General features: G+C 62.1%; 22 protein-coding genes. 6 read left to right on the top strand and 16 right to left on the bottom strand.

All coding sequences use genetic code 11. The annotated features are described in order from the left end of the window. Nucleotides 1-114: 114 nt before the first annotated feature. The 6 genes from infB to AKL28_RS15360 form a co-directional block, all read right to left on the bottom strand. The gene (infB, locus tag AKL28_RS15335; RefSeq protein ID WP_050469039.1) at nt 115-2,964 is read right to left on the bottom strand and encodes a translation initiation factor IF-2; all 2,850 of its coding nucleotides are present in this window, start codon (nt 2,962-2,964) and stop codon (nt 115-117) included. Nucleotides 2,965-3,016: 52 nt separating this feature from the next. Further along, nucleotides 3,017-4,576, bottom strand: coding sequence for a transcription termination factor NusA (nusA, locus tag AKL28_RS15340; protein WP_050469040.1), 1,560 nt, complete (start codon nt 4,574-4,576; stop codon nt 3,017-3,019). Beyond that, nucleotides 4,573-5,067 (bottom strand): ribosome maturation factor RimP, encoded by a 495-nt coding sequence (rimP, locus tag AKL28_RS15345; protein WP_050469041.1) that lies wholly within the window; start codon nt 5,065-5,067, stop codon nt 4,573-4,575. Before rimP ends, nusA begins: the two co-directional genes overlap by 4 nt. Nucleotides 5,068-5,438: 371 nt before the next feature. Continuing rightward, nucleotides 5,439-7,310, bottom strand: a complete 1,872-nt coding sequence (rluB, locus tag AKL28_RS15350; protein WP_050469042.1) for a 23S rRNA pseudouridine(2605) synthase RluB — start codon at nt 7,308-7,310, stop codon at nt 5,439-5,441. Then, a complete protein-coding gene (gene scpB, locus AKL28_RS15355) occupies nt 7,297-8,244 on the bottom strand; it encodes an SMC-Scp complex subunit ScpB (RefSeq protein WP_050469043.1) in 948 nt (315 codons plus the stop codon). The genes rluB and scpB overlap by 14 nt, the downstream gene beginning before the upstream one ends. A gap of 303 nt (nt 8,245-8,547) precedes the next feature. Continuing rightward, nucleotides 8,548-10,692: a putative bifunctional diguanylate cyclase/phosphodiesterase gene (locus tag AKL28_RS15360; protein ID WP_050469044.1), complete on the bottom strand. Its 2,145-nt coding sequence runs from the start codon at nt 10,690-10,692 to the stop codon at nt 8,548-8,550. Nucleotides 10,693-10,961: 269 nt separating this feature from the next. Between AKL28_RS15360 and AKL28_RS15365 the strand changes: the two genes are divergently transcribed. Then, nucleotides 10,962-12,557, top strand: a complete 1,596-nt coding sequence (locus AKL28_RS15365; RefSeq protein ID WP_050469045.1) for an FMN-binding glutamate synthase family protein — start codon at nt 10,962-10,964, stop codon at nt 12,555-12,557. A gap of 155 nt (nt 12,558-12,712) precedes the next feature. Here the strand turns inward: AKL28_RS15365 and AKL28_RS15370 are convergent, their stop codons facing one another. From AKL28_RS15370 to ugpQ, 5 genes are all read right to left on the bottom strand, one after another. Continuing rightward, nucleotides 12,713-12,949, bottom strand: a complete 237-nt coding sequence (locus tag AKL28_RS15370; RefSeq protein ID WP_050469046.1) for a sulfurtransferase TusA family protein — start codon at nt 12,947-12,949, stop codon at nt 12,713-12,715. A gap of 123 nt (nt 12,950-13,072) precedes the next feature. Then, complete coding sequence (locus AKL28_RS15375) at nt 13,073-13,627, bottom strand: NUDIX domain-containing protein (protein ID WP_050469047.1); 555 nt, start codon at nt 13,625-13,627, stop codon at nt 13,073-13,075. A 19-nt stretch (nt 13,628-13,646) separates the two neighbouring features. Beyond that, the gene (gene alaS / locus AKL28_RS15380) at nt 13,647-16,271 is read right to left on the bottom strand and encodes an alanine--tRNA ligase (RefSeq protein ID WP_050469048.1); all 2,625 of its coding nucleotides are present in this window, start codon (nt 16,269-16,271) and stop codon (nt 13,647-13,649) included. Nucleotides 16,272-16,643: 372 nt separating this feature from the next. Continuing rightward, nucleotides 16,644-16,859 carry a hypothetical protein gene (locus AKL28_RS15385; protein ID WP_050469049.1) on the bottom strand — a complete coding sequence of 72 codons (216 nt, stop codon included), beginning with the start codon at nt 16,857-16,859 and terminating at the stop codon, nt 16,644-16,646. Nucleotides 16,860-17,080: 221 nt separating this feature from the next. Beyond that, a complete protein-coding gene (gene ugpQ, locus AKL28_RS15390) occupies nt 17,081-17,857 on the bottom strand; it encodes a glycerophosphodiester phosphodiesterase (RefSeq protein WP_050469050.1) in 777 nt (258 codons plus the stop codon). A gap of 49 nt (nt 17,858-17,906) precedes the next feature. On the opposite strand from ugpQ, the gene AKL28_RS15395 reads away from it, so the two are divergent. The 3 genes from AKL28_RS15395 to AKL28_RS15405 all read left to right on the top strand — a co-directional run bounded on the left by AKL28_RS15395 (nt 17,907) and on the right by AKL28_RS15405 (nt 20,379). Then, complete coding sequence (locus tag AKL28_RS15395) at nt 17,907-18,311, top strand: 2TM domain-containing protein (RefSeq protein WP_231602453.1); 405 nt, start codon at nt 17,907-17,909, stop codon at nt 18,309-18,311. 62 nt (nt 18,312-18,373) lie between these two features. Next, a complete protein-coding gene (locus AKL28_RS15400) occupies nt 18,374-19,543 on the top strand; it encodes a sensor histidine kinase (protein ID WP_050469052.1) in 1,170 nt (389 codons plus the stop codon). Nucleotides 19,544-19,572: 29 nt separating this feature from the next. Next, nucleotides 19,573-20,379 carry a LytR/AlgR family response regulator transcription factor gene (locus AKL28_RS15405; protein WP_050469053.1) on the top strand — a complete coding sequence of 269 codons (807 nt, stop codon included), beginning with the start codon at nt 19,573-19,575 and terminating at the stop codon, nt 20,377-20,379. Nucleotides 20,380-20,385: 6 nt separating this feature from the next. Here the strand turns inward: AKL28_RS15405 and AKL28_RS15410 are convergent, their stop codons facing one another. Both AKL28_RS15410 and AKL28_RS25310 read right to left on the bottom strand, forming a co-directional pair. After that, on the bottom strand, nt 20,386-20,850 hold the full coding sequence (locus AKL28_RS15410; RefSeq protein ID WP_050469096.1) for a DUF2269 family protein: 465 nt from the start codon (nt 20,848-20,850) through the stop codon (nt 20,386-20,388). Between the two features lie 226 nt (nt 20,851-21,076). Then, a complete protein-coding gene (locus AKL28_RS25310) occupies nt 21,077-21,211 on the bottom strand; it encodes a hypothetical protein (protein WP_269432194.1) in 135 nt (44 codons plus the stop codon). Between the two features lie 239 nt (nt 21,212-21,450). Between AKL28_RS25310 and AKL28_RS15415 the strand changes: the two genes are divergently transcribed. Both AKL28_RS15415 and AKL28_RS15420 read left to right on the top strand, forming a co-directional pair. Beyond that, on the top strand, nt 21,451-23,202 hold the full coding sequence (locus AKL28_RS15415; RefSeq protein WP_050469054.1) for a glutamine--tRNA ligase/YqeY domain fusion protein: 1,752 nt from the start codon (nt 21,451-21,453) through the stop codon (nt 23,200-23,202). A gap of 117 nt (nt 23,203-23,319) precedes the next feature. Next, the gene (locus AKL28_RS15420; protein ID WP_050469055.1) at nt 23,320-23,682 is read left to right on the top strand and encodes a hypothetical protein; all 363 of its coding nucleotides are present in this window, start codon (nt 23,320-23,322) and stop codon (nt 23,680-23,682) included. Between the two features lie 26 nt (nt 23,683-23,708). Here AKL28_RS15420 and AKL28_RS15425 read toward each other — a convergent pair whose 3' ends face one another. The 3 genes from AKL28_RS15425 to AKL28_RS15435 form a co-directional block, all read right to left on the bottom strand. Continuing rightward, on the bottom strand, nt 23,709-24,722 hold the full coding sequence (locus AKL28_RS15425; protein ID WP_050469056.1) for a transporter: 1,014 nt from the start codon (nt 24,720-24,722) through the stop codon (nt 23,709-23,711). A 199-nt stretch (nt 24,723-24,921) separates the two neighbouring features. Then, a complete protein-coding gene (locus AKL28_RS15430; protein ID WP_050469057.1) occupies nt 24,922-25,155 on the bottom strand; it encodes a hypothetical protein in 234 nt (77 codons plus the stop codon). A gap of 345 nt (nt 25,156-25,500) precedes the next feature. After that, a complete protein-coding gene (locus AKL28_RS15435; protein ID WP_050469058.1) occupies nt 25,501-26,796 on the bottom strand; it encodes a solute carrier family 23 protein in 1,296 nt (431 codons plus the stop codon). Nucleotides 26,797-26,974 lie beyond the last annotated feature (178 nt).

Below are 26,974 nucleotides of genomic sequence, written 5' to 3' on the forward strand. Positions count from 1 at the left end.
ACGGGAAACTCCCGCATTGCTGCGACGGATGTTGCTGTTGCTTGTTGGAGCGCGTTGTTGGTGCGCATTTTCTGCGCAGCCACCGGCGGGATGATCCCGCCGATGGCCCCGGAATTACAGCGTACGCGCCACTTCCTGCACTTCGAAGATTTCGAGCTGGTCGCCCACTTCGATGTCGTTGTAGCCCTTGAGCGAGAGACCGCACTCGAAGCCCGACTTGACTTCCTTGACGTCGTCCTTGAAGCGCTTGAGCGAATCCAGTTCGCCGGTCCACACCACCACGTTGTTGCGCAGCAGGCGGACTTGGGAACCGCGCTTGACCAGGCCTTCCAGCACGTAGCAGCCCGCGATCGAACCGACCTTGCTGACCACGAAGACTTGGCGGATTTCCACCAGGCCCAGCGCCTGTTCGCGCTTTTCCGGCGCCAGCATGCCCGACATCGCCGCCTTCACCTCGTCCACCGCATCGTAAATGATGTTGTAGTAACGGATGTCGACGCCGTTGGCTTCGGCCAGCTTGCGTGCGGATGCGTCGGCACGGGTGTTGAAGCCGATGATGACCGCCTTCGATGCCACCGCGAGGTTGACGTCGTTTTCGGTAATGCCGCCAACGGCCGCATGCACCACCTGGACGCGAACTTCCGCGTTGGACAGTTTCTGCAGCGATTGCACCAGCGCTTCCTGCGAACCTTGCACGTCGGTCTTGATGATCATCGGCAGGTTCTTGACCTCGCCTTCGCTCATCTGTTCGAACATGTTTTCCAGCTTGGCGGCCTGCTGCTTGGCCAGCTTGACGTCGCGGAACTTTCCTTGGCGGAACAGGCCGATTTCGCGCGCCTTGCGTTCGTCGGTCATGACCAGCACTTCTTCACCGGCCGACGGCACTTCCGTCAGGCCTTGAATCTCGACCGGAATCGACGGACCGGCTTCGCTGATGTTCTTGCCGTTCTCGTCCAGCATGGCGCGCACGCGGCCATAGGCGGAACCAGCCAGCACGACGTCGCCGCGCTTCAAGGTACCGGACTGCACCAGAATCGTCGCCACCGGGCCACGGCCCTTGTCCAGCTTGGCTTCGATCACTAGGCCACGGGCCGGTACATCGATCGGCGCGGTCAGTTCCAGCACTTCGGCTTGCAGCAGGACGTTTTCCAGCAGCGAGTCGATGCCTTCACCGGTCTTGGCCGATACCGTGATGAACGGTGCATCGCCGCCGTATTCTTCCGGCACCACTTCTTCCGCAATCAGTTCCTGCTTGACGCGGTCGGGGTTGGCGCCCGGCTTGTCGATCTTGTTGATCGCCACCACCAGCGGCACGCCACCGGCCTTCGCGTGAGCGATCGCTTCCTTGGTCTGCGGCATCACGCCGTCGTCGGCCGCCACCACCAAGATGACGATATCAGTCGCCTTGGCGCCACGGGCACGCATCGCGGTAAACGCTTCGTGGCCCGGGGTATCCAGGAAGGTGATCATGCCGCGCGGGGTTTCCACGTGGTATGCACCGATGTGCTGGGTAATGCCGCCGGCTTCGCCCGACGCAACCTTGGTGCGGCGGATGTAGTCCAGCAGCGAGGTCTTGCCGTGGTCGACGTGGCCCATCACGGTCACCACCGGAGCGCGCGGCAGCGCTTCGGCGTCCGTGTGCTCTTCGCCTTCGACCAGCAATGCTTCCGGATCGTCCAGCTTGGCGGCATGTGCGCGATGGCCCATTTCCTCGACCACGATCATCGCGGTTTCCTGGTCCAGCACCTGGTTGATAGTGACCATCTGGCCCAGCTTCATCAGGTGCTTGATAACCTCAGATGCCTTGACTGCCATCTTGTGCGCCACTTCGGCCACGGTGATGGTTTCCGGCACGTACACATCGTGCACCACGGCTTCGGTCGGCACCTGGAAATTGCTTTCGCGCTGGTCGTCGCCATGCGAATGGCGACGGCCCTTGGGGCCCGAGCGCCAGCCGTCGCGGCCACCGCCGGCGCCGGTCGCGCCACGGGCCTTCATGCCGGTGCCGCGCTTCTTGGCGTCGTCCTGCCAGGTCGAGGAGACATTGGCCGACTTGATCGACTTCTTGTCCGCCGCGACTACCGGCTTCTTGTCCGCTGGCTTGTCGCCCGGCTTCTTGTCCGCCGGCTTGTGCAACGTGCCTTCCGATGTCTTGGCCGCAGCAGCCGGCGCCGGTTCGGGCGCCTTCACGGCCTTGCGCGGCGCATTCATCATAGCCTTGATCTGGGCCACTTCATCTTCTACCGCCTTGCGTGCACGCTCGGCAGCGGCAGCGCGTTCAGCCGCCACCTTGGCGACTTCAGCAGCCTTCTTCTTGGCCTCTTCGGCGGCAGCGCGCTTCTTTTCTTCCTCGGCCGGGTTCGGCGCGGGCTGTGCAGCCTGCGTGCCAGCCTTGGCCTTCTCGGCTTCAACTGCAGCCTCAGCGGCCGCGCGTGCGGCTTCCGCCTCGGCGGCTTCGCGGGCACGCTGCTGCTCCAATTCAGCAGCCTGCGCCTGGGCGGCACGTTCTGCTTCCAGTTGCGCCAGACGCTCTTCCTGGGCCTTCAATTCGACCTGACGGCGAGCTTCCTCTTCCTGACGCGCCTGCACCTCGGCCGGAGTTTCGGCCTGCTCGTGCGGAACCGCCGCGGCACGCGCCGAAGCTTCTTCCGCCGCCGGTTCGTCGCGTTTGATGAAAGTGCGCTTCTTGCGCACTTCCACCTGGATCGTGCGCGATTTGCCGGTCGCATCGGCCTGCTTGATCTCGGTCGTTTCCTTGCGGGTCAGCGTGATCTTTTTCTTCTCGCCTTCGGGCGAAGCGCCACGCGCACGGCGCAGGTGTTCAAGCAGACGGTCCTTGTCTTCCTTCGACAGGGCGTCGGATTCGGAGCTCTTTTCGACCCCGGCCGAACGCAGCTGGGTCAACAGCAGATCAGCGGGCATTTTCAGCTCGGTGGCAAATTGGGCAACGTTGGTACTCGCCATTCAGTCCTCTTTTCTATGTGGCTCGGCAGATGATGTGAAGTGATGCGAAGCCTCAGTTGGCTTCGGTTGCACTCCATGCCTTGGCCTGCAACGCCTTGGCGCGCTCATCGTATTTGGCATCGATGAGCTTCATTTCATCGTCGGTCACATCTTCAAATGCATTTTCAATCAGTTGGCGCGCGCGCTCGGACGGCAGGGCCAGGATCGCGCCGAACTCGTCATACGCCAGGCCGGCGAATGCCGCCAGCGTCTTCACGCCTGCCAGGCCCAGCTTGCCGGCCAGCACACGGTCCAGGCCTTCGAAGTTGATCAGTTCCTCGTCCATGCCTTCCAGGCCTTCTTCGGAAGCAATCGCTTCGGTGACCAGGGCATCGCGTGCGCGGTTGCGCAGCTCGTTGACGGTTTCTTCGTCGAACGATTCGATCTCGAGCATCTCGTTGATCGGCACGTAGGCGATTTCTTCCAGGGTCGAGAAACCTTCCTCGACCAGGATGTCGGCCACTTCCTGGTCAACGTCCAACTTTTCCATGAACAGCGTGCGGATCGCTGCGGTTTCCAGCGCCGACTTGTCGGCCGATTCCTCGGCGGTCATGATATTGATCTGCCAGCCGGTCAGCTCTGCAGCCAGGCGCACGTTCTGGCCGCCGCGGCCGATGGCGATGGCCAGGTTTTCCTCGTCCACGACGACGTCCATGGCGTGCTTCTCTTCATCCACGACGATCGAGGTGACATTGGCCGGGGCCAGTGCGCCGATGACGAATTGCGCCGGGTCCTCCGACCACAGCACGATGTCCACGCGCTCGCCGCCCAGCTCGCCGGTCACGGCCTGCACGCGCGAACCGCGCATACCCACGCAGGTACCGATCGGGTCGATGCGCTTGTCGGCGGTAAACACCGCGATCTTGGCGCGGACGCCGGCATCGCGCGCGGCCGACTTGATTTCCAGCGAACCTTGTTCGATTTCCGGCACTTCCAGCTCGAACAGCTTCATGATGAATTCAGGCGCGGTACGCGACAGGATCACTTGCGGGCCACGGGCGCTGCGGTCGATGCGCAGGATGAAGGCACGCACACGGTCGCCGATACGCAGGTTTTCCTTCGGGATCATCTGGTCGCGCGGCAGGCGCGCTTCGATCTTGCCCGATTCGATGATGGCATCGCCGCGCTCCATGCGCTTGATGGTGCCGGTCACCAGGGCATCGCCACGGGCCAGGAAGTCGGCCAGGATCTGCTCGCGCTCGGCGTCGCGGATACGCTGCAGGACCACCTGCTTGGTATCCTGCGCGAAGCGGCGGCCGAACTCGACCGATTCGATCGGGTCTTCGATGTATTCATCGACTTCGATATCCGGGAACTGGTCCTTGGCTTCGAACAGCAGCACTTCCTGGTCGGGAAGCTGCAGGCCTGCCTCGTCAGGCACCACGTGCCAGCGGCGGAACGACTCGAACTCACCGCTCTCGCGGTCGATCGATACGCGAATGTCGACTTCGCCTTCATAGCGTTTCTTGGTGGCCTGGGCCAGCGCATGTTCCAGCGCTCCGAAGACCACTTCCTTATCGACGTTCTTTTCGCGTGCCAGTGCATCGACCAACAACAAAATTTCGCGACTCATCCTTTGCGACTCCTAAAATCGACCTGTGGCACCAGGTGTGCCTTATCCACATCAGCCAGCGTAAAAGTCAATACGGCTGCCGACCCATCGTTTGCTTCAAATTCCAGCATCAGGTTCTCGCCCTCCGGCTCACGCAGCATGCCCTGATAGCTCTTGCGGTTGGCCGTGCCCGGCATCGGCACACGCAACTTGACGATCGCTTCGCAATCGACAAAGCGGACAAAGTCCGCCTGCTTATTCAGGGGCCGGTCCAGCCCTGGCGAGGAAACCTCCAGACGCTCATAGGCCACGTTCTCCACAGTGAAGACGTGCACCAGCTGATGCGTCACTTTCTCGCAATCCTCGACGGTGATCGAACGCTCCTCTTCGGCAGCAGGGTCGAACGGGAAATCGATATAGACACGCACGAGACCGCGCGCAGCCTTCTCGAACTCGACCAGCTCGTAGCCCATACCCGACAGGGTGGATTCAATCAACTCCAGCAATTGCAAGACTATTTCTCCGTAATAGACGCCGGCGCGACCCGCCCTGCGGCGCCGATGTCGAATCTGTTCAGCAAAAAAAAAATGGGCATCCGCCCATCTTTTGTTATCCCCCACACAACACTGAGATCACATCACGCGAACCGCCCCTACATCCATCTAACTCATGGCAAAGGCGGATCTTTCAATGAATTAGCACATATGCGATTCGCGGCGGTTGCGTTTAACTTGCGCATTATACTCGATTACGGTATGCGCAGCAATTCAAGATTGGGATGAAGTGCGCCGGGCGCGACAAAAACGCCCGAAAAAGGCGCCTCGCAAACCCGCCAGGCGCCTCGATTACCCTGCGGCAATCAAAACGCCCGGAGCGGGGAGCATCAGCGCGTACGGCGACGCGCCATGCCAGGCAACCCTGGCGATGCAAAGTTACCGGCGCCGCCACGCTGCGGGCGATTATGGCGACGCTGGCTACCGATGTCCGGGAAGCCCAACGCGGTTTGCAGCGGATCAGGCTGGCGGCTCTTCTGCTGCCCGCCCTTATTGCCGCTGCTGTTGCCATTGCCGCCATTACCATTACCGCTATTGCCACGGCCACGCTGCTGCGGACCGCCCTTGTTGCCTTGCATCTGGTTGCCGCGCGGACCGGTATTCTTGGGATTGCCTGCTGCCCTCTGCTCACCGCCACCCGACTTTTCCAGGCCACAGGCGACCAGCAGATTGCGCACAGCGTTTTCTTCCAGCTCTTCCCAACGGCCGCGCTTCAAGGTCTGCGGCAGCGTCATCGCACCGTAACGGGTACGTATCAGGCGCGACACGGTCAGGCCGATTGCTTCGAACATACGGCGCACTTCACGGTTACGGCCTTCGCCGATAGTAACGCGATACCACTTGTTGACGCCTTCGCCACCGCCATCAGCGATCTTCGAGAACTGCGCCAGGCCATCGTCGAGCTCAACACCGTGCAGCAGCTTCTGGCGCATGCCTTCTTCCAGCTCGCCCAGCGTACGCACCGCGTATTCGCGCTCGATGTTGTAGCGCGGGTGCATCAGGCGGTTGGCCAGATCTCCCGAGGTAGTAAACAGCAGCAGGCCTTCGGTATTGAAGTCAAGGCGGCCCACGGCCAGCCACTTGCCCGCCTTCATGGTCGGCAGGCGGTCGAACACCGAACTGCGGCCTTCCGGATCGGAATGGCTGACGATTTCACCGGCTGGCTTGTGATAGACCAGCACGCGCGGCGGGCGCTTGGAAACCTTGCGTTGCAACAACTTGCCGTTGATGCGGACCTGGTCGGTCGGCAAAATACGCTGGCCAATGTGGGCAGGCTCGCCATTGACCGACACGCGGCCGGCGACGATCAGCTCTTCCATGTCGCGACGGGAACCGAGGCCGGCGTCGGCCAGCACCTTGTGCAGCTTGGGCGCATCGTCCTCGGCGGTCAGGTCGCGGCGACCATTCTTGCCGCGCAACTGGTGCGGATGACGGTTCTGGCTCTTGCCGCCGTCTTCCCGGTCATAGGCTTCCGAGGTAACAAAGGAGAAAATGTCATCCGACGGCTCAGCCGCACGCAGGCCCAGTTGCGGCGCCTTGGGCTTCTTGTGCCCCTTGTCGAAAGCCTTCTTGCCTTGCTGCCCGTGGTTCGGATTCGGTCCCTTGAACTGGCCGCGCGGTTCTTGCGCAACCCCTGCTTCGGGCGCGCCGCCTTTTTGCTGGGCACTGGCTTCGGCACGCTGGGCTGCACGATTATTGCGCAGGGCACGCGGACCGCGCACGCCACGGCGGGCGGGCTTGGCCCTGTTCGGGTCGGCCGGGGCATCCAGCAGCACCGGCGGCGCCACGACTTCTTCGCCGACAGTGACAATGACCTTGGGCGGCTCCTGGGCCGGTGCGTCCATCGCCAAACTCAACTGCTTCGCCGGCTTGGCCGTCACAGGCTCTTCAACCTTGTCGACCTTCTTCGCGCGCGGCTTGACGGCGCGCGGCTTTTTTTCCGGCACTGCCGCATCGGCAGGCGCCGCAACAGCCTCGGCTGGAGCAGCAACATCTTCGCTCACGACCTTCTTGGCCCGGGGCGCGCGCTTCTTGGGCGCCGGCGCTTCGGCATCGACCGCAACCGCGACAGACGCGCCAGCATCGGCAGGCGCCGCGACTGCAGCCTTGCGGGTGCGCTTTTTCACCGGCTTTTCGGTCGCGGCAGCATCAGCCGCAGCAAGCTCAACGCTTTGCTCGTCTTTGGAACTAATTGGTTTCATTCTTCAAATCTTGATTGTGCAGACCTGGCTCGGTTTTATCTTCCCGCTCGCCGGCCTGGTCAGTGGTGTCGATGTGCACGCCGGCCGCTTCATCGGCGGTCTCGAGGGCGTCTGTGCCTGTTACGGCAACGTCTTGTTCAAAAGGTTCTTGCGTTTGTTCGATATGCTGCACTTGGCCGGCCATTTCACCGTCATCTGGCGCGGTATCGGCATTTGCCTCAGGCTGCGCGACAGCGACGACACTGACGGCATCCCCGGTGGCAAGCGGCTCGCCCAACGCCAGTTGGCCATTCTGCTCCACCGCATCCGCTTCGCCTTCTTCCGCGCCTTCCAGCACGGCCGCCCCACTGCCTTCCAATGCCTGCAATTCCAGCAGCGCCCCCTGGACTGCCGCTTCACCGCCAACCGATTGCAACGGCGGCAACTCTTCCAGCGAAGTCAAGCCCAGGTCGTCCAGGAACTTGCGGGTGGTGGCAAACAGGGCCGGGCGTCCCGGCACGTCGCGATGACCGATCGACTCGATCCAGCCGCGATCTTCCAGCATCTTGATGGTTTGCGAATTGACAGCCACACCACGGATTTCTTCGATATCACCGCGCGTTACCGGTTGGCGGTAGGCAATGATCGCCAATGTTTCCAGCGTGGCGCGCGTGTATTTCGGCGGTTTTTCCGGATTCAGGCGTTCCAGGTAGACCTTCATCTCCGGACGGCTCTGGAAGCGCCAGCCGGTCGACAGGCCTGCCACTTCCACCCCTTTGTCCGCCCAGTCGGTACGCAGCTCTTCGAGCAATTGCCGGATGACATCAGCCGTGATTTCGCTGGCTTGATCGCTTTCCGGGTCGGCGTACAGCTTTTTCAGGTCATTGATCGATAAAGGCTCATGCGTGCAAAGCAATGCGGTTTCGAGGACTTTCTTCGCCTCTGCAATATTCATGTACGACTCTTGTGCGTCTTGTTAAACAAAAGTTTGGCTTGCACTGAGCCCGGCGGCATGGTTGCGCCAATCCGCGGCGCCATCCATGGGACCGTCACTCGCAAACCTGCTGCGCTGTGCTTGATGCTGTTGATGCTGCTTTCCGGTGCCCGACTTATAGGAGATTGAATGAGCTGGAAACTAAGAGCCGCAGAGGTTGCGGCGGTCGGGCGAAAAGCTGAAAAAGTACTGCGTGGAGTGTAGCACAAAGATTTCCGGGCATGGCGCTTGTTGCAGCGCCTACACAATTATTTGCAGCTCCCGTCAGGGCGCCGCCTGTACCGCTTCCTTGCGCAGGCGGTCGGTGAAGTCCTTCACCGTCATTGGCTTGCCAAAGTAATAACCCTGCACTTCGTCGCATCCATTTTCACGCAGGAACGCGTGTTGCTCTTCATCCTCCACCCCTTCGGCGATCACCCTCAGGTTGAGGATGTGCGCCAGCGAGATCACCGCCTTGACGATGGCCGCGCTGTCGGCATCGCGGGCGATATCGCGCACGAAGGACTTGTCGATCTTCAAGGCATCGACAGGGAAACGGCGCAGATAACTCAGGCTGGAATAGCCGGTGCCGAAATCATCCACCGATATCTGCAAACCAAGGCGTTTTAGCGTATTCAAGGTCGCCACGGTCTTCTCGGCGTCCTTCATGACCACGTTTTCCGTGATTTCCAGCTCAAGCCAGGAAGCCGACAGGCCGCTGTCGGTCAGTACGTTGGCCACGAATTCGGGCAAGGCCTGGTTCATCTGGCGCGGCGACAGGTTCACCGCCACCGGGATCGGCGGCAGTCCGGCATCCTGCCAGGCCTTGTTCTGGCGGCAAGCCGTGCGCAGCACCCATTCCCCGATCGGCACGATCAGCCCGGCCTCTTCGGCAAACGGGATAAAGCGGTCGGGCGCGACCATGCCCTGCTCCGGCGACTCCCAGCGGATCAGCGCCTCGGCGCCGATGATGCGGCCATCCTTCAGGCTCAACTTGGGCTGGTAGAACAGTTTGAATTCCTGCTGGTCCAGTGCGCGGCGCAGGCTGATCAGCATTTCCAGGCGATTGCTGACCTGGGTGTCCATCCATGGCGCAAAGAACTGGAAGTTGTTGCGCCCCTGTTCCTTGGCCTTGTACATGGCCGAATCCGCGTTCTTGAGCAGCGTTTCGACATCCTTCCCATCCGTCGGGTAGCGGCTCACGCCAATGCTGGAGGTGATATGGAACTCACGATCCCCCGCCTGCCAGGGACGCGACACCGCCGCCAGTATGCGCTGCATGACCTCGGCAATGCCCACATCGCCCTCGGTCTGGTTCTGCAAGACCAGGACGAATTCATCGCCACCCTGGCGCGCCACCATATCGCTGTCGCGCACGCATGACATCAGGCGCTGCGCCACCGTCTTGAGCAGTTCGTCGCCGACCTGGTGCCCAAGGCTGTCGTTGATGTACTTGAACTGGTCGAGGTCGACGAAGGCCACCGCGGTCAGGCCGCCTTTCTGTCGCGCACTCTGGATGGCGCGCTGCAGGTGGTCATGCAGCATATTGCGGTTGGGCAATCCGGTCAGCGCATCGTGCGTGGCCTGATGGCGCATTTCGGCTTCGTACAGCTTGCGCTCGGTGATGGCTTCCACGGTACCTTCGTAGAACACCAGCGTGCCGGCGTCGCCATAGACGGCCCGGGCGTTTTCGGAGATCCAGATAATGTCGCCATCGCGCCGGTAGACGCGCGATTCGAAATTGGAGACCGATCCATGCTCCTCCATCAGCCGCATGAACTCGCTGCGGCGCTCGGGCTCGACATAGAGCTGGTGGCGTATATCGCGCAGGCTGACGATCAGGTCTTCGGGCGACCGATAACCGTAAATGCGCGCCAATGCCGGGTTGACGGCGATATAAGTGCCGTCGGGCGTGGTCTGGAAAACGCCTTCGATGGCGTTTTCGAAGATGCTGCGATAGCGCCGCTCCGCCTCCTGCAGCGCCTGCGCCGCCTCCTTGCGTTCGGTCACGTCCTGCATGAAGCCTTCCAGGGCCTCAACCTCGCCGTCGGCATTGTAGATGCCGACACCGCGCCCCCACACCCAGCGGATGGCGCCTTCGACATGCACGATGCGGTACTCCACGTCGAAGCGGCGGCGCAACCGCACGCAATCGTCGACATGCGCGCGCACCATCTGGCGATCATCGGGATGAATCAGTTCAAGGAAGGAAATGCGCTGATTCAGCAACAGCTCTTCGGGCAAATACCCTGTCAATTGCAGGCAGCCTTCGCTGACGAATTCCACGGTCCATTGCGCGTCGTCGCGGCAACGGTAAACCACGCCATCCAGATTGGCGAGCAGGGTCTCCAACAGGCGCGGTGAACGTGGAATCGATTGAGCAGGCGTATTGTCGTTGTCGGAAATAACTGATGAAGCTGCTGTTTTCATAAAAACATTGCGTGTCTCGCCCCGCAGCGCAAGTAAAAGTTATCAATTGCCCCCTTCCCCAGGCGGCTTCGTTGTACCGTTCACCCCAAGCAATAAAGATGCCACTCGCCTAAACTCTGCGCGGCAGCGGCACCGAACAGTCCCGTCCGGGCAAATCGGCCAGAAAGACCCCTCAGTTCGAGTCAAGCGGGGACGCTGTAGCGGCGTTAGAATCCTGCAAACATCGCCGGCGGCATCGGCCCAACGACAACAACGAGCGGATTTTCATCATGTGGGCAAATCGTTATTTCGTATTCTGGCTGGTCATCCTCCTGACCACGGCCCTGGCACTGCTGGCCGCAGGCCGGTACATCAGCTGGGGCTGGATGCTGATCCCCTTGATTTTTTCCGGAATCGGAATCCGCGACCTGATCCAGCGCAAGCACGCGGTCTTGCGCAACTACCCGCTGATCGGGCATTTCCGCTTCATCTTCGAATCGATCCGGCCGGAAATTCGCCAGTACTTCTTTGAAGGTGAAATGGACGGCCGACCGTTCTCCCGCAAAAAACGCAGCATCGTCTACCAGCGCGCCAAAGCGGACGTCGACAGCCGCCCCTTCGGGACCGAACTCGACATGCAACAAGGCGGCCACGAGTGGATAGGCCATTCGCTGTCGCCCACGCAGATCGCCAGCCACGACTTCCGCGTGACGGTCGGAGAGGGACGGGAGCAGCCATATTCCATGTCGGTGTTCAATGTTTCCGCCATGAGTTTCGGCTCGCTCTCCGCCAACGCCATCCGCGCGCTCAACCACGGCGCCAAGAAAGGCAACTTCGCGCACGACACGGGGGAAGGTTCGGTCTCGGCCTACCACCGCGAGTTCGGCGGCGACCTGGTGTGGCAGATTGCTTCCGGCTACTTCGGCTGCCGCAACGCCGATGGCAGCTTCGACGAGGAGAAGTTCGCGGTACAGGCACAGTCGCCGCAGATCAAAATGATCGAAGTGAAGCTCTCGCAGGGCGCCAAACCCGGCCACGGCGGCGTCTTGCCGGCCGCCAAGATCACCCCGGAAATCGCTGCCACCCGCGGCATCCCGATGGGAGTGGCTTGCATCTCGCCGGCCACACACTCGTCGTTCTCCACGCCCATCGGCCTGCTGCAATTCATCGAAAAGCTGCGCCAGCGCAGCGGCGGCAAGCCGGTCGGCATCAAGATGTGCGTCGGCCATCCCTGGGAATTCTTCGGCATCGCCAAGGCCATGGTCAAGACCGGCATCGTTCCCGATTTCATCACCGTCGATGGCTCTGAAGGCGGCACCGGCGCCGCGCCGTTGGAGTTCGTCGATCACGTCGGCATGCCGCTGCAAGAGGGCCTGCTGATGGTGCACAACACGATGGTGGGCATCGGCCTGCGCGACAAGGTGAAGATCGGCGCATCCGGCAAGATCATCACGGCCTTCGACCTGGCACGCACGCTGGCGCTGGGAGCGGACTGGTGCAACTCGGCGCGCGGCTTCATGTTCGCCCTGGGCTGCATCCAATCGCAGAGCTGCCACACCGACCGCTGCCCGACCGGCGTGGCCACACAGAACCCCACGCGTGCCCGCGCCCTGGTGGTGCCGGATAAGGCTGAACGCGTCTACCGTTTTCACCAGAGCACATTGCATGCGCTGCAGGAACTGGTGCAGGCCGCCGGCCTGCCGCATACCTCGGCGCTACGGCCGCACCATATCGTACGGCGCATCAATGACCATGAAGTGCAGTTGATGTCGAACCTGCTGAAATACCTGCAACCCAACGATCTGCTGGACGGCAATTACCGGTATCAGGTGTATGAGAAATTCTGGCCGATCGCCAGGGCGGAGAGCTTTCATCCGGAGTTTTAAAGCATCGCCCCCGCTTGCGCCGGGGTGACTCGATAGGCAGAAAACAAAAATGCCGTTCGGCATACACCGAACGGCATTTTCAATTCAACTCATTACCAGCCTGGCAAGCAAATCCCATCACGCCAAGCGCACATGCGGGGCAATTGCCCGCCTGCTCACTTGCGCTTCATGAAGAAGATGAACTCGTGGTCTTCGTTCTGGACTTGCGACAGCAGGTCGTTGCCCGTTTGCTTGGCAAAGGCCTGGAAATCTCGCACCGAACCGGTATCGGTGGCGGTGACCCTCAATACCTGGCCACTGCACATATCGGCCAGCGCCTTCTTGGTCTTGAGTATCGGCAGCGGACAGTTCAGGCCGCGCGCATCCAATTCCCGGTGAAATTCTATGGTCATTACAGCGACTCAATATGGAACACAACGAAGACGATTCTACTGCAAAGATGCGCCGAGTTGATGCATTGCACAAGAACTGTTGTATTCACCGCACTAAGCTTGCGCAAAAGCAACTAAACCGCGTCAGCGTACCGCTTCCGGGGTCGCGATCGGCGTCGTCGAACCGGCGAATTCCACATACTGCACAGGCAGCTTGCGCTCTCGCATCCAGTCGGCCACGGCATGCCCGGTGCCGGCCGGCCAAGGGCGCAAATCGGCCGGATCCGACAAGCGGTATTCGAGCAGTTCCGGCGACAGTTTGATGGCGCCGGTCGCCTTGACGTGATAGGCGATGATCAACTCATTCTTGCGGATGAATTCATAGACGCCGATCAGGGAGATTTCCTGCGCATCGAGGTCGGTCTCTTCCTTGATCTCGCGTGCGATGCCCTCTTCCGGCGTCTCGCCGCGCTCCATGAAGCCGGTAATCAGCGCGAAGCGCCCTTCGGCCCAGGCGGCATTGCGCGCGGTGAGCATCTTGCCGTCGATTTCAACCAGTCCGGCCAGCACCGGCAGCGGATTGTCCCAATGGGTCCAGTGGCCCTCGGGGCAACCCAGCCTCACCTTGCCCGCTTCGCCCTCATCGGCGCGCAGCACCAGATCGACTGCGCAGACCGGACAGAATTTGAAATCGCTCATGCGCGAACCCCGTGATTGATCAGAGCTTGGCGCCGACCCAGTCGGCCACACCCTTGAGTGCGCCGGGCAGGCCGGACGGATCGGTGCCGCCGGCTTGCGCCATGTCGGGACGGCCACCGCCCTTGCCGCCAACCTGCTGGGCGACAAAGTTGACCAGTTCGCCGGCCTTGACCTTGGCAGTGGCGTCGGCGGTAACGCCAGCGATCAGGCTGACCTTGCCGTCCTTCACCGAGGCCAGCACGATGGCGGCGGTCTTGAGCTTGTCCTTCAGCTTGTCCATGGCTTCGCGCAGGGTGGTGGCATCGGCGCCTTCCAGCGTCGCGGCCAGCACCTTGATGCCCTTGATATCGACAGCCTGGTTCACCAGCTCGTCGCCCTGGCTCGAGGCCAGCTTGGACTTCAACGCAGCCAGTTCCTTTTCCAGCGCCTTGACCTGGTCCTGCACCTGGCCGATGCGCGGCAGCAGTTCTTCAGGTTGGGTCTTGAGCGCAGCGGCCGCTTCGGCCACGCGGTTCGAGAGCGATTGCACCAGCGCCAGTGCGCCTTCGCCGGTCACGGCTTCGACCCGGCGGATGCCGGCGGCGACGCCGCCTTCGGAAACGATCTTGAACAGGCCGATATCGCCGGTGCGGCCCACGTGGGTGCCGCCACACAGTTCGGTCGACGTGCCGATGGAGAGCACGCGCACTTCGTCGCCGTACTTCTCGCCGAACAGTGCCATGGCGCCGGCGGCAATCGCGTCGTCATAGCCCATCAGCTTGGCGCTGGTGGCGGCATTGGCCAGCACTTCGCGGTTGACGATCTCTTCGACGCGGCGGATTTCCTCGGCGCTCAGCGGTGCGTTGTGGCTGAAGTCGAAACGGGTCTTGTCGGCATCGACCAGCGAACCCTTCTGCGATACATGGCTGCCCAGCACTTCACGCAGGGCCTTGTGCATCAGGTGGGTAGCCGAGTGGTTGCGCATGATCCGCGCGCGCTGGGCGGCATCGACCTTGGCTTGCACGGTGTCGCCCATTGCCAGGCTGCCCTTGGCCAACTGGCCGTGATGGCCGAACACGTCGGCCTGGATCTTTTGCGTATCGGCCACGGCGAACAGGCCGCCTGCCGCTTCCAGCACGCCGGCGTCGCCGCTCTGGCCGCCGGATTCGGCATAGAACGGGGTGGTGTCGAGTACCACGATGGCGTCCTGGCCGGCCTCGATCTTCTGCACCGGCGAACCCGCCACGTACAGCGCGACCACCTTGGCCTGCTGCGCCAGCGACTCATAGCCGACGAACTTGGTCTTGTCGCCGCTGTATTCGATGGCGGCGGCCATCTTGAACTTGCCGCCTTCGCGTGCCTTGGTCCGCTGGCGTTCCATCGCGACGTCGAAGCCGGCCTCGTCCAGCTCGACATTGCGCTCGCGGCAGATGTCGGCGGTCAGGTCCAGCGGGAAGCCGTAGGTGTCGTACAGGGTGAAGGCGGTCTCGCCGTCCAGCTTGCCGGTATTGTCGGCCAGTGCGGCTTCCAGGATCTTCATGCCGTGTTCCAGCGTTTCGCCGAAACGTTCTTCTTCCTGCTTCAAGACCTGCTCGACGCGCTCGGCGGCTTCCGGCAATTCCGGGTAGGCCGCGCCCATCTGCGCCACCAGGTCCTTGACCAGCTTGTAGAAGAACGGCTTGGTCTGGCCCAGCTTGTGGCCGTGGCGCAGCGCGCGGCGGATGATGCGGCGCAGGACGTAGCCGCGGCCTTCGTTGCCGGGAATGACGCCGTCGACGATCAGGAAGGAAGTCGCACGGATGTGGTCGGCGATGACCTTGAGCGAATTGTTCGCCAGGTCGGTGGTATTGGTCTCGCGCGCGGCGGCCTTGATCAGTGCCTGGAACAGGTCGATCTCATAGTTGCTGTGCACGTGCTGCAGGATCGCAGCCAGGCGCTCCAGGCCCATGCCGGTGTCGACGCAGGGCGCCGGCAGCGGGGTCAGCACGTATTCGCCGGTCTTGGGATCGATCTGGCGGTCGAACTGCATGAACACGTTGTTCCAGATTTCGATGTAGCGGTCACCGTCGGCGTCCGGGCTGCCCGGAGGGCCGCCCCAGATCTCCGGGCCGTGGTCGTAGAAGATTTCGGAGCAAGGGCCGCAAGGGCCGGTCTCGGCCATCTGCCAGAAGTTGTCCGAAGCGTAGGGCGCGCCCTTGTTGTCGCCGATGCGTACCACGCGCTCGGGCGGCACGCCGATTTCCTTGGTCCAGATGTCGTAGGCTTCGTCGTCGGTCTCGTAGACGGTGGCCCACAGCTTGTCGGCCGGCAGGCCATAGACCTTGGTCAGCAGTTCCCAGGCCCACTTCAGCGATTCGCGCTTGAAGTAGTCGCCGAAGGACCAGTTGCCCAGCATTTCGAAGAAAGTATGGTGGCGCGCGGTATAGCCGACGTTTTCCAGGTCGTTGTGCTTGCCGCCCGCACGCAGGCAGCGCTGCACCGAAGCGGCGCGCACGTAGTTGCGCTTGTCGGTGCCGAGGAACACGTCCTTGAACTGAACCATGCCGGAATTGGTGAACAGCAGGGTCGGGTCGTTGCCCGGAACCAGGCTGGAGGACCTGACAATGGTATGTCCTTGGGATTCAAAGAATTTCAGAAACTTGTCGCGAATTTCGGCTGAGTTCATGGTTCGAAGGCTGGTAAAAAACGGTGCAAAAAGTGATTGCGAATCGGCGATTATACGTGATACTGCGCACGATAAGCAGGCGCGCCACGCCCTCAGGGCATTGCCCGCGGGACACTGCGACGGGCGGCCCCGGGCGGGCCAGAACTACCAGACAAGGGCCCTGTTCCGCTTTGCCCAACAGGCCTGCTGTGCCTGAAAGCTGCCGCCGGGCAGCCCACCGGCGAAAAAAAACCCGCCGGAAATCCCGACGGGTTACAGGTTTGGCTCCTCCAGACGGTGCGCTGCCCTGCACCATCCAGGCCCTTAACAGATCAGCCTCCCCTTCCGGTCAACCCTTGCGGCCGGCGTACCGGCCGTGCGGTTTCAATTCAATCAGGCGCCCTTGTTGATGGGCATGGCCGGTTTCGCCTTCTTGGCATGCTTTTTATGCTTTTTGTGCTTCTTGGCGTGCTTCTTGTGCTTCGGCGCCGGTTTGGCTGCTGGAGCTTCGGCGGCCGGAGCTGGAGCCGGGGCCGGTGCAGGCTGTGCCATGACCGGCAGTGCGAAGGCGGCAACGAGTACGGCAGCCAGCAGTTTATTGATCTTCATCGTTTTCCTCATCTCAGTGTTATGTTCTCCACAAGTCCACCGGTACGCTCTTTCACCGGCCTTGTGTCTCCTTAACGCACTTTCTTTTCGGGACGTTGACAGTGCCTGTATCCCTTCCGTCCTGATGCGAACAGCAGAATCATCATAGCCAGCCCGCCCGGCATTCAGTCCTCCGGTAAGAACAGGATTTGCCGCCCATTTCACCGGAGGTTCCGCGGGCCTTAATAAGCATCGGCGCGGATCAGGTCGATACGGTCGGTGCAGAAAGCATCCACTCCCCAGCCCATGATCTCCACCGCCCGCGCCGCATCATTGACGGTATAGCAGAACAAGCCATAGCCGGCATCCTTGACCTGGCGCGCCAGTTGCGGCGTAAGGTTCTTGTGGCTGGTGTGCAGGGCGACCGCCTGCAATTGCTGCAGGCGCGCTTGCCAATCGTCGGGAATCGTGTCCACCAGAAAACCGCGCGGCAGGTCGGGCGCAGCCTCCTTGGCCGCCATCAGCGCGTCGAAAGAAAACGAAGACAGCACCGGCAGCACGGCTGCCTGGGGCGACGCGGGATCGTCGCGCAAGGCTTCCAGCGCCGCAGTGAAACGCCGCCCCACCGCCAGCGCAGTCAGCTCACCGGTGCGCACTGCCTGCGCCGATGCGCCGGGCTTGATCTCGACGTTCATCCAGATCCCATTCCCGATACAGAAATCCAGCCCCTGCTCCAGCGTGCAGATGCGCTCGCCGGCGAACGAAGGGCCATGCCAGGCGCCGGCGTCGAGCTCGCACAGCTGCGCCCAGTCGGTCTCGGCAATCTGTCCGACGCCCGGCAGCGTGCGGCCGCGCTGGGGGTCGTGCATCAGGATGGGCATTTCATCACGGGTCAGCATGACGTCGAACTCCGCTGCGCGGTAACCGAACTGCAGGCCGGTGCGAAAACCCGCCAGCGTGTTTTCCGGCGCCAGCGTGCCGCCGCCGCGATGGGCGAGAACCTTGGGGTAAGGCCACATGATCGTTCTCCGTTATCGGTACGGCGCCTAAGGTAGAACAGATCGCGCCATGCTTCAAGCGCTTTGCGCCATCGTCCCGGCATTTTGTCGCCTGCCGCTGGCGCGGGCGCAATCGCAGGCGCATCTTGGCGCCTGCAATCCGGATCGGCCGGATTCCCCATCAAGGACTTCCATGCGCCAGACCGAACCTTCCATTTCCGACCAAACCCGCCTCGACGCGATGCGCCGCGTGAACCGCAAGCTGGGCTTCCTGCGCCACCTTTGCATCTACCTGTTGGTCAACGCCGGCCTGCTCATACTCAACCTGAGCACTTCCCGCCACGTCTTGTGGAGCCTTGGACCGCTACTCGGCTGGGGAATCGGGTTACTATTTCACGCCCTGAACGTTTTTGCCCATTTTCCCACCCGCTGGAAGCAGGCGATGCTAGAGCGCGAATTGCGCCGCGATCGCTGAAACCGTTGCTCAGGGCGCCATTGCGTCGTGCTTTACCGGCCTTACCCGAATTGCCAGAACGAATGAATCAACAAGACACTTCCGTCCCGCCCCGCCTTACCCTGCTGCTGCGCGAACTGGCGCAATCGCTGCTGCCCACGCTCGTCATCAACCTGATGTGCGCGCTGGCCGTGACCTACCTCATGCGCATCGGCGGCAGTTTCTACGAAAACCTGCAGGTGGCGATGTGCATCGGCATCCTGGCGATGGTGCTGATCAACGGCACACGGCTGCTGATCTGGGGCGACGGTGAGCCAAACAAGCTCGGCTTTTCCCTCTTGCTGGTCGTGCTCGCGCCGCTGTCGGTGCTGCTGGGACGCCTGCTCGCCAGCTACCTGATGGGGCAGCCGGTGACGTCCTTCCTGCCCGAACGCAGCGACAACATCATCGGCGTGATCGTGCTGACCTTCCTCGCCTGCTTCGGCGCGGCCATCTTTTTCTGGAACCGCGGAAAGATGACCGCGCTGGAAGCCCATGCCAGCCAGGTCGAAAAGCAGGCGGTACAGGCGCAGTTGCAGATGCTGCAGGCGCAGATCGAACCGCACATGCTGTTCAACACCCTGGCCACGCTGCAGACGCTGATCGGCTCCGAACCGTTGCGCGCGCAGCAGATGCTCGACCAGTTGATCCATTACCTGCGCACCACGCTGTCGGCGTCGCGTGCCGACAGCACCTCGCTGAAGAAGGAATTTGACCTGATCAAGGCCTACCTCGGGCTGATGTCGCTGCGCATGGGCATGCGCCTGTCCTATACGCTGCAACTGCCGGAAGAACTGGGGCGCCTGCGCCTGGCGCCGATGCTGGTGCAGCCGCTGGTGGAAAACGCCATCAAACATGGCCTGGAACCCAAGGTCGAAGGCGGCAACTGCACGGTACGCGCCGCCCTGCACCAGGATATGCTGGTGCTGAGCGTGTTCGACACCGGCGTCGGGCTGGCCACCGGCATCAGTTTCAACAGCCCTTCCCCCAAATCCGAGCTGGCGGCGCTGGCCGGCAAGAAGGAACCGGAGATCGGCATGCACTTCGGCCTGGACAACATCCGCGAACGCCTGTCCACGCTCTACGGCCCGCTGGCCGAACTGATCCTCACGCACAACGTGCCGGCCGGCACCATGGCGCAGATCACGATCCCGCTCAAGGCGCTCAAGGCAGTACACCGTCCCTCCAGGGGCGGGCGTATCACCGGCAAATAACACCCCCTCCTCACAGCACCGGAGCCGCCATGCCATCCCTCTCCGCCCTCATCGCTGAAGACGAACCGCTGCTGGCCTCGGCACTGCAGCAGGCACTGTCACGCACCTGGCCGGAGTTGGGTGCGGTGCCGGTCGCCATCAATGGCATCGCGGCACTGGAGCAGGCGGTGGCCTTGCTGCCGGATGTCCTGTTCCTGGACATCCGCATGCCTGGCCGCAACGGGCTGGATGTGGCGCGCGAACTGGCCGACGCCTGGCCGCCGACGCGGCCGTTTCCGCTGATCGTGTTCGTCACCGCCTACGACAACTATGCGGTGGAAGCCTTCGAGCAGGCTGCAGTGGATTACCTCCTGAAACCGGTCAACGATGCGCGCCTGGCCACCACGGTGCAACGCCTGAAATCATTGCTGGAACAGCGCGCCGCCAGCGCCCCGGACGAACACCTGGAACGCGCGCTGGCACAACTGCGGCGCCTGGCCTCGCACGACGCGGAAGCGCCGCAACCGGCTCCGCGCCTGGACATCATCCGCGCTGCGGTCGGCAATCAGGTGCGCATGATCCCGGTGGGCGATGTGCTGTATTTCGAAGCCACCGACAAATACGTCAATGTCGTGACCGCCGAAGGCGAAGCGCTGATCCGCACCAGCCTGCGCGAACTGATTCCCCTGCTCGATGCGCAGCAGTTCTGGCAGGTTCACCGGGGCACGGTAGTGCAGGTGCGCCATGTGCAGGCCGCGGTACGCGACGAGGCCGGCAAGCTCTCCCTGCTGCTGCGCAATCGCCCGGAAAAACTGGCGGTAAGCCGGTTGTTCGCCCACCTCTTCAAGCAGATGTGAAAAGCTTCAGCCCGGCTTGGCCACCATCAGCCAGGCCGCCGCCAACGGCATCAAGGTCGCCACCGATCCCGCCGCTGCCCAGACCAGCGCCAGCCTGCGATAGGCGGCCGGAACCGTTGCGCCCGCCGGCAACGCACTGAGCAGGCGTGCCTGCTTCCACTGCACGGGAATGAGCACCGCCAGCCACAGGACACCGGTGGCGATGAACAGCCCATAAGCGGTTTTCAGCCAGAAGCTGGCCGCGATGCCGCCAAACGCCGGCGCCATCATATGGCCTGCCGCAGCCAGCAGGACGATGCCGCCCAGCGTGAAGACCACGTCCGCCCAGTTGGTTGCCTTCACCGCGAAGCGGATCACGGCCAGGTCGCCGCTGCGGTCGGCCAGTGTTTTCCAGAAGGCGGTGACGATGATATTTCCAAGGAAAAGCACGACCCCCAGCAGATGGATGGCCTTCAAGGTTGTCAGCGACATGGCGTTTTCACTTTCATCGAAGGAAATCGAAATGCGCCAATGTCGCGCCACAGCGGGCGCCGCGCCAGCGCCATGCGACGAAGCGCCGCAAACGGGCAGCGAAAAACAAATGGCGGCGACCGGGATACCGGCTGCCGCCATGAGAAATCGTAAAGATGGATCGGGACAAATCCGCCCTATATTGCCTGGCGGACATCTCCATCCCAATCAGGCCCAATCAGCCCGCTTAACGGCCGTAGTAATAACCCTGACCGTAATACGGCCGGTAGTAATGCGGCTGGCCGACCGGCACCACCACGCAGGCCGACAAGGTCGCCGCCGCCACGCCGGCGACCACCAGCAATTTGATAAGTCGTTTCATGATGCCCTCTCCTTTATCCTGTAACGGGCCTGGAAACGGTCCTGGCCATGCAGGCAGATTGCCACCCGGCGCCAATGACAGGTAATTCGCAGCCGTATCATCTGTAACAAGAAAACGGCAGCCAGATTCGCCTAAGTCGGGCACATTTTCGCCTTCGCTCCAGCGCAAAGCCCGATGCAAGCAGGCGCGCTGCGGTAGAATGCTTGATCCGCATATATAGGCATTCTCCCGATTCATCCATGAGCAACGAACTGAAAAACGGACATTCACCGGCACCCTCCACCAATTTCCTGCGCGGCATCATCGAAGCCGACCTGGTTTCCGGCGCCTACGCCGAACGCAGCAGCAAGGAAGGAGAGGCGCTGCCTCAGGTGATCACCCGTTTTCCGCCCGAACCCAACGGTTACCTGCACATCGGCCACGCCAAGTCGATCTGCCTGAACTTCGGCCTGGCGCGCGACTACGCCGGCCGCTGCCACATGCGCTTCGACGATACCAACCCGGAGAAGGAAGAGCAGGAATACGTCGACACCATCCTGGACTCGGTCAAGTGGCTGGGCTTCTCATGGGAGCATGACGGCAAGCAGCACCTGTACTACGCCAGCAACTACTTCGACACCATGTACGCAGCCGCGCAGGCGCTGATCCGCCGCGGCCTGGCCTATGTCGACGAACAAAATGCCGAGCAGATGCGCGAGAACCGCGGCACCCTGACCGAACCCGGCAAGAACTCGCCCTGGCGCGACCGCACGCCCGAGGAATCGCTGCGCCTGTTCGAGGAAATGCGCGACGGCAAGCACCCGGACGGCTCCATGATCCTGCGCGCCAAGATCGACATGGCCAGCCCCAACATGAACCTGCGCGATCCGGCCATCTACCGCATCCGCCACGCCACCCACCACAACACCGGCGACAAGTGGCGCGTGTACCCGATGTACACCTTCGCGCACCCGATCGAAGACGCGCTGGAAAACATCTCGCATTCGATCTGCACGCTGGAGTTCGAAGACCAGCGCCCGTTCTACGACTGGCTGCTGGACCGCCTGGCCGAAGAAGGCTTCTTCAAGCGGCCGTTGCCGCACCAGTATGAATTCGCGCGCCTGAACCTGACCTACATCATCACCAGCAAGCGCAAGCTGCGCCAACTGGTGGACGAGAAGATCGTGTCCGGCTGGGACGACCCGCGCATGCCGACCATCGTCGGCCTGCGCCGCCGCGGCTATACGCCTGAGGCGATCCGCCTGATGTCGGACCGCACCGGCGCCTCCAAGAACAATAGCTGGATCGATTTCAGCGTCCTTGAAGGCGCGCTGCGCGAAGACCTCGACCCCAAGGCGCCGCGCGCCGTGGCCGTGCTGCGGCCGCTGAAGCTGATCATCGACAATTTCCCGGAAGGCCTGAGCATCGATTGCAGCGCCCCGGTCTACCCGCCGGCCCATCCGCTGCATGACACCGAGCACCGCCATTTCCCGATCACCCGGGAATTGTGGATCGAACGCGAAGACTTCATGGAAGAGCCAACCAAGGGTTACTTCCGCCTGTTCCCCGGCAACAAGGTGCGCCTGCGCTACGGCTATGTGGTCGAATGCACCGGCTGCGACAAGGACGAGAACGGCAACGTCATCGCCGTGCATTGCAACTACTTCGAAGACAGCAAGAGCGGCACCGAAGGCAGCTCGAACTACAAGGTCAAGGGCAACCTGCACTGGGTCAGCGCCGCGCACGCACTGGCCACCGAAGTGCGCCTGTACGACCGCCTGTTCAGCGACCCGCATCCGGATGCCGGCGGCAAGGATTTCCTGACCGCGCTGAACCCGAACTCCAAGGAAGTGATCACCGCCTACCTGGAACCGACGCTGCAGGACGCCAAGCCCGGCGCCATCTACCAGTTCGAGCGCCACGGTTATTTCGTGGCGGACCGGGTCGATTCCACCGAAGGCAAGCCGGTGTTCAACCGTGCCGTGACGCTCAAGGACAGTTGGGGCAAGTAAGCAGGGAAGACGGGAATGAAGTACCCGCCCGCGCAATCGATTCGGGGAATGCGCGGCGCGGCATCACAGGTACACCGGCAACCATACGGGCCGGACAAGCAAGAGAGGAAGAAGCTCATGTTCGAGCAGATCAAGATCCAGCGCATGTCGATGGGCACCATCTACAAGCTGCTGGCTATCGGCACTACATTTTCGCTGGTGCCGTTTTCGGTACTGATGGGCGTGCTCTCGCTGTTCGGCGCACAAACCATCACCTGGGACGGCAAGCACCTGATCGGTTATGACGGCCTGGTCGCCTCGCCCTTCATCGGCCTGTTCCTGTCGGGCTTCATCACCCTGTTCCTGGGGACGCTGTGCACCATCGGGCTGTGGCTGTATTCGCTGTGGCGCCCGCTGTCGCTGCGTGTTGAACCGGTCGACAACCTCGATATCGACCGCCTGATTCGCGAGAGCGAAGAAGCCTTGTCCGAACGCGACTGACCTGCCGCAACCTGTCGGCGGTCAGCTCACCAGATCTTCATCCATTTGAGGAAGGCCACGGTCGCCACACCGAGGCCGGCCATCACCGACATCACCATCCAGAACGAAGCCTCGTCATGCAGGCCCGGCAAACCCGCCACGTTCATCCCGAAAATCCCCGATACCAGCGTGGCCGGCATCAGCAGCGCCGTCAGGACCGACAGCGCCATCAGGTTGCGGTTCATCTGCTCCGACATCTGCGAAGCGATTTCTTCCTGCAGCAGCTTGGCGCGTTCATACAACGCTTCCACGGTCGAATGCAATTCATTGAGCTCGTCCAGCGCGTGGGTCAGGTCTTCCAGCGCCTCTGAGGGCACCCAGGATGGCCGCAGGCGGTTGAACTGGCTCAGGATGCGGCGCTCCGGCACGATGAAGCGGCGCAGTTCGGCCAACTGGCGGCGTATGCTGCCCAGTTCGGCGCGGTCTTCCGAGCGGCGGTCGGAGAGCACCGAAAACTCGATGTCGTCCACCTTGTCGTTAAGGCTGTCGAGCCGCGCATTGAAGCCGTCGGCCAGGCAACGCAACAGCTCCGCGAACAAGTCCATGGTGTTGTCGAAACCGGCGCCGTCGAGCACTTTCTGGCGCAGCAGGTTGGTCGAACACAGCGGCTGCGTGCGCAACGTCAGGAGGCGGGTGCGGTCGAGGTAGAAATGCAGCGCCCCTTTTTCGGTACCGGTGTCGCCGATCTCCATCTTCATGTCGGTGAGCGTGCCGTAGACGCTGTCGGCCGTCATGTGCAAGCCGGGGTGGGTATCGTTACTGAGGAGGAATTCGGTGATGTGTTCAGGCACGCCGCTGTGGTGCTCCATCCATTGCTGGATCTTCACATCGGCCGTCTTGACATGCAGCCAAGTGAACTCCGGCGCCGCGGGGCGGTGGTCGATCACCTCGTTCCACTTCATCTGGTGCGCGCAGCTGTCTTCGAAGCGGAAGGCGCAAATGAAACCGGCCGGCTCATAGAGCAGATGCAAGGCTTGCGGAGTTTCCGGCGGATTGTGCATGGATGGGCTGGGCGGCGTGAAAGTCGAGGCATTCTACAAGCCGACTTTGACAAATTTGTGACAGGCCGGTGACTCCCGCCGACGCGAACCTGGGGAACGGGCGCATGCGGCCGCGTATCGCGGTAACCGCACAAGCCTCGTCCCCCCATCCCACCACTTAATCTGCCGCTGGGGATAAGCCGGCAGCGGCGGTCCTCAATCAGTAATTTAAGTTGCGGTTGGCGTAGGCTTCGCGCGCAATGTCACATACTTTGATCTGGGCCGCGCTCATGCCTGAGGTGCCGTTCATTAAGCACTGGTCGGCTACCGACTTGGCTTCGTCCAGATGCTGGCGGAAGTAGATGTAGTCCTTCTTGCCGGCGAAAGCATCGCACGCGGACAGCAAAGGCAACATGACGCACAGCAGTGCGGACAAACGGATGGTGGTGCTCATTGGATTTCCCCTTGTAAAACGCAGGATCTGATGAAACCGCGCGTCCCTGCGTGGACGTCTTGCCCGGATGGCCTCCGGTGTCGCCCGCGTCCGGCGCCCTCCCCGGGGCCAGTTTTATGGTCATATCGCGCTGCAACGCCGCAAAGTATAGTCAGCAAAATTGGATTGCTCAATGGAAATCTTCTACCGACTTGATGTAGCGCTGCACCCGCTCCCTGGATTCTTTCCAGATCATTGGCAAACACGCCATGAAACTTGAAAGAGATACAAAAAACGGGCCGGTCGCCCCGACCGCCCCGTTTCATTTCCGGCAAGCGCGGCCTGCGTCGCGCCGCCTTTAGCAACTCATCCGCGGCGCTTCAAGAGCGCGTACAGGATGATGGCGCCGAAGGTGGCGGTACCGATGCCGCCCAGTGCGAAACCGCCCAGCTTCAACGTGAAGTCGCCCGCGCCCAGCACCAGCGTCACCGCAGCGACGATCAGGTTGGTGTTGCTGGAAAAGTCGACCTTGTTCTCCACCCAGATGCGCGCGCCGGACACGGTGATCAGGCCGAACACCACGATCGACACGCCGCCCAGCACCGCGCCGGGAATGGTCAGGATGACCGCGCCGAACTTGGGCGAAAAACCCAGCAGGATAGCGATCACCGCCGCCACCACGAACACCAGCGTCGAGTAGATCTTGGTGACGGCCATCACACCAATGTTCTCGGCATAGGTGGTCACGCCGGTGCCGCCGACGCTGCCCGAGAGCATGGTCGCCAGGCCGTCGCCAACGAAGGCGCGCCCCATGTAGCGGTCCAGGTTCTGGCCGGTCATGGCCGACACCGCCTTGATATGGCCCAGGTTCTCGGCCACCAGGATGATGGCCACCGGCGCCAGCAATGCCATTGCACTGCCCTGGAATACCGGGGTGGCAAAGTGCGGCACACCGAACCAGGCGGCATTGGCCACGATGGAAAAGTCGATGGGCTTGCCCAGGCCGGCGCCATTGGTCAGGATGGCGTAGATGACATAGGCCAGCAGCAGGCCGACCAGGATCAGCAGGCGTTGCAGCATGCCGCGCGTAAACACCGCGACGAAGCCCACGCACAATACCGTGGCCAAGGCCATCCAGGAGTCGAAGCTGTTGCCGCTCACGCCCTTGACCGCGATCGGTGCCAGGTTCAGGCCGATCACCGCCACCACCGAGCCGGTCACCACCGGCGGCATCAGGCTCTCGATCCAGCGCGTGCCGACCAGGCCCACCACCAGGCCGATCACGGTGTACACCGCGCCGCAGGCGATGATGCCGCCCAGCGCCACACCGAGGTTGGGGTTGGCGCCCGAGCCGGCGTAGCCGGTCACGGCGATCACCAGGCCGATGAAGGAGAAGCTGGAACCCAGGTAGCTCGGCACGCGGCCGCCCACTAGCAGGAAGAACAGCAAGGTACCCACGCCCGACATCAGGATCGCCAGATTGGGATCGAACCCCATCAACAGCGGCGCCAATACCGTAGAACCGAACATCGCGACCACGTGCTGCACACCCATGGCCACGGTCTGCGGCACGGGCAATCGCTCATCGGCGGCGATTACGGCCCCCTGGCCGTCATGGGTGCTGCTGCGCAGCCGCCATTGGGGAAAATAAGAGCCCGACATGGATATCCTTTCGTTATGGGTTATTGGATCGTCGGCTAGTGTATTGAGGGCCGCTCCAAATAACAATTGGCTGGGCGGCGGGGCACGATAAAAAATGCAAAAAGATTTCCACGGCGGCTGATGCTGCCGCACAGCGGTGCGGAAAACCGTCGGTGGTGCACGCGCCTGCCCCAAAACG

It is taken from the genome of Herbaspirillum chlorophenolicum (assembly GCF_001189955.1).
In the GTDB taxonomy this organism is placed as follows: Bacteria; Pseudomonadota; Gammaproteobacteria; order Burkholderiales; family Burkholderiaceae_D; genus Herbaspirillum; species Herbaspirillum chlorophenolicum.

Excerpts from the sequence above, each read along its gene's own strand:
- infB (WP_050469039.1), bottom strand. The coding sequence starts at position 2,964 with ATGGCGAGTACCAACGTTGCCCAATTTGCCACCGAGCTGAAAATGCCC.
- nusA (WP_050469040.1), bottom strand. The coding sequence starts at position 4,576 with ATGAGTCGCGAAATTTTGTTGTTGGTCGATGCACTGGCACGCGAAAAG.
- rluB (WP_050469042.1), bottom strand. The coding sequence starts at position 7,310 with ATGAAACCAATTAGTTCCAAAGACGAGCAAAGCGTTGAGCTTGCTGCG.
- scpB (WP_050469043.1), bottom strand. The coding sequence starts at position 8,244 with ATGAATATTGCAGAGGCGAAGAAAGTCCTCGAAACCGCATTGCTTTGC.
- AKL28_RS15360 (WP_050469044.1), bottom strand. The coding sequence starts at position 10,692 with ATGAAAACAGCAGCTTCATCAGTTATTTCCGACAACGACAATACGCCT.
- AKL28_RS15365 (WP_050469045.1), top strand. The coding sequence starts at position 10,962 with ATGTGGGCAAATCGTTATTTCGTATTCTGGCTGGTCATCCTCCTGACC.
- AKL28_RS15370 (WP_050469046.1), bottom strand. The coding sequence starts at position 12,949 with ATGACCATAGAATTTCACCGGGAATTGGATGCGCGCGGCCTGAACTGT.
- AKL28_RS15375 (WP_050469047.1), bottom strand. The coding sequence starts at position 13,627 with ATGAGCGATTTCAAATTCTGTCCGGTCTGCGCAGTCGATCTGGTGCTG.
- alaS (WP_050469048.1), bottom strand. The coding sequence starts at position 16,271 with ATGAACTCAGCCGAAATTCGCGACAAGTTTCTGAAATTCTTTGAATCC.
- AKL28_RS15385 (WP_050469049.1), bottom strand. The coding sequence starts at position 16,859 with ATGAAGATCAATAAACTGCTGGCTGCCGTACTCGTTGCCGCCTTCGCA.
- ugpQ (WP_050469050.1), bottom strand. The coding sequence starts at position 17,857 with ATGTGGCCTTACCCCAAGGTTCTCGCCCATCGCGGCGGCGGCACGCTG.
- AKL28_RS15395 (WP_231602453.1), top strand. The coding sequence starts at position 17,907 with ATGCTTCAAGCGCTTTGCGCCATCGTCCCGGCATTTTGTCGCCTGCCG.
- AKL28_RS15400 (WP_050469052.1), top strand. The coding sequence starts at position 18,374 with ATGAATCAACAAGACACTTCCGTCCCGCCCCGCCTTACCCTGCTGCTG.
- AKL28_RS15405 (WP_050469053.1), top strand. The coding sequence starts at position 19,573 with ATGCCATCCCTCTCCGCCCTCATCGCTGAAGACGAACCGCTGCTGGCC.
- AKL28_RS15410 (WP_050469096.1), bottom strand. The coding sequence starts at position 20,850 with ATGTCGCTGACAACCTTGAAGGCCATCCATCTGCTGGGGGTCGTGCTT.
- AKL28_RS25310 (WP_269432194.1), bottom strand. The coding sequence starts at position 21,211 with ATGAAACGACTTATCAAATTGCTGGTGGTCGCCGGCGTGGCGGCGGCG.
- AKL28_RS15415 (WP_050469054.1), top strand. The coding sequence starts at position 21,451 with ATGAGCAACGAACTGAAAAACGGACATTCACCGGCACCCTCCACCAAT.
- AKL28_RS15420 (WP_050469055.1), top strand. The coding sequence starts at position 23,320 with ATGTTCGAGCAGATCAAGATCCAGCGCATGTCGATGGGCACCATCTAC.
- AKL28_RS15425 (WP_050469056.1), bottom strand. The coding sequence starts at position 24,722 with ATGCACAATCCGCCGGAAACTCCGCAAGCCTTGCATCTGCTCTATGAG.
- AKL28_RS15430 (WP_050469057.1), bottom strand. The coding sequence starts at position 25,155 with ATGAGCACCACCATCCGTTTGTCCGCACTGCTGTGCGTCATGTTGCCT.
- AKL28_RS15435 (WP_050469058.1), bottom strand. The coding sequence starts at position 26,796 with ATGTCGGGCTCTTATTTTCCCCAATGGCGGCTGCGCAGCAGCACCCAT.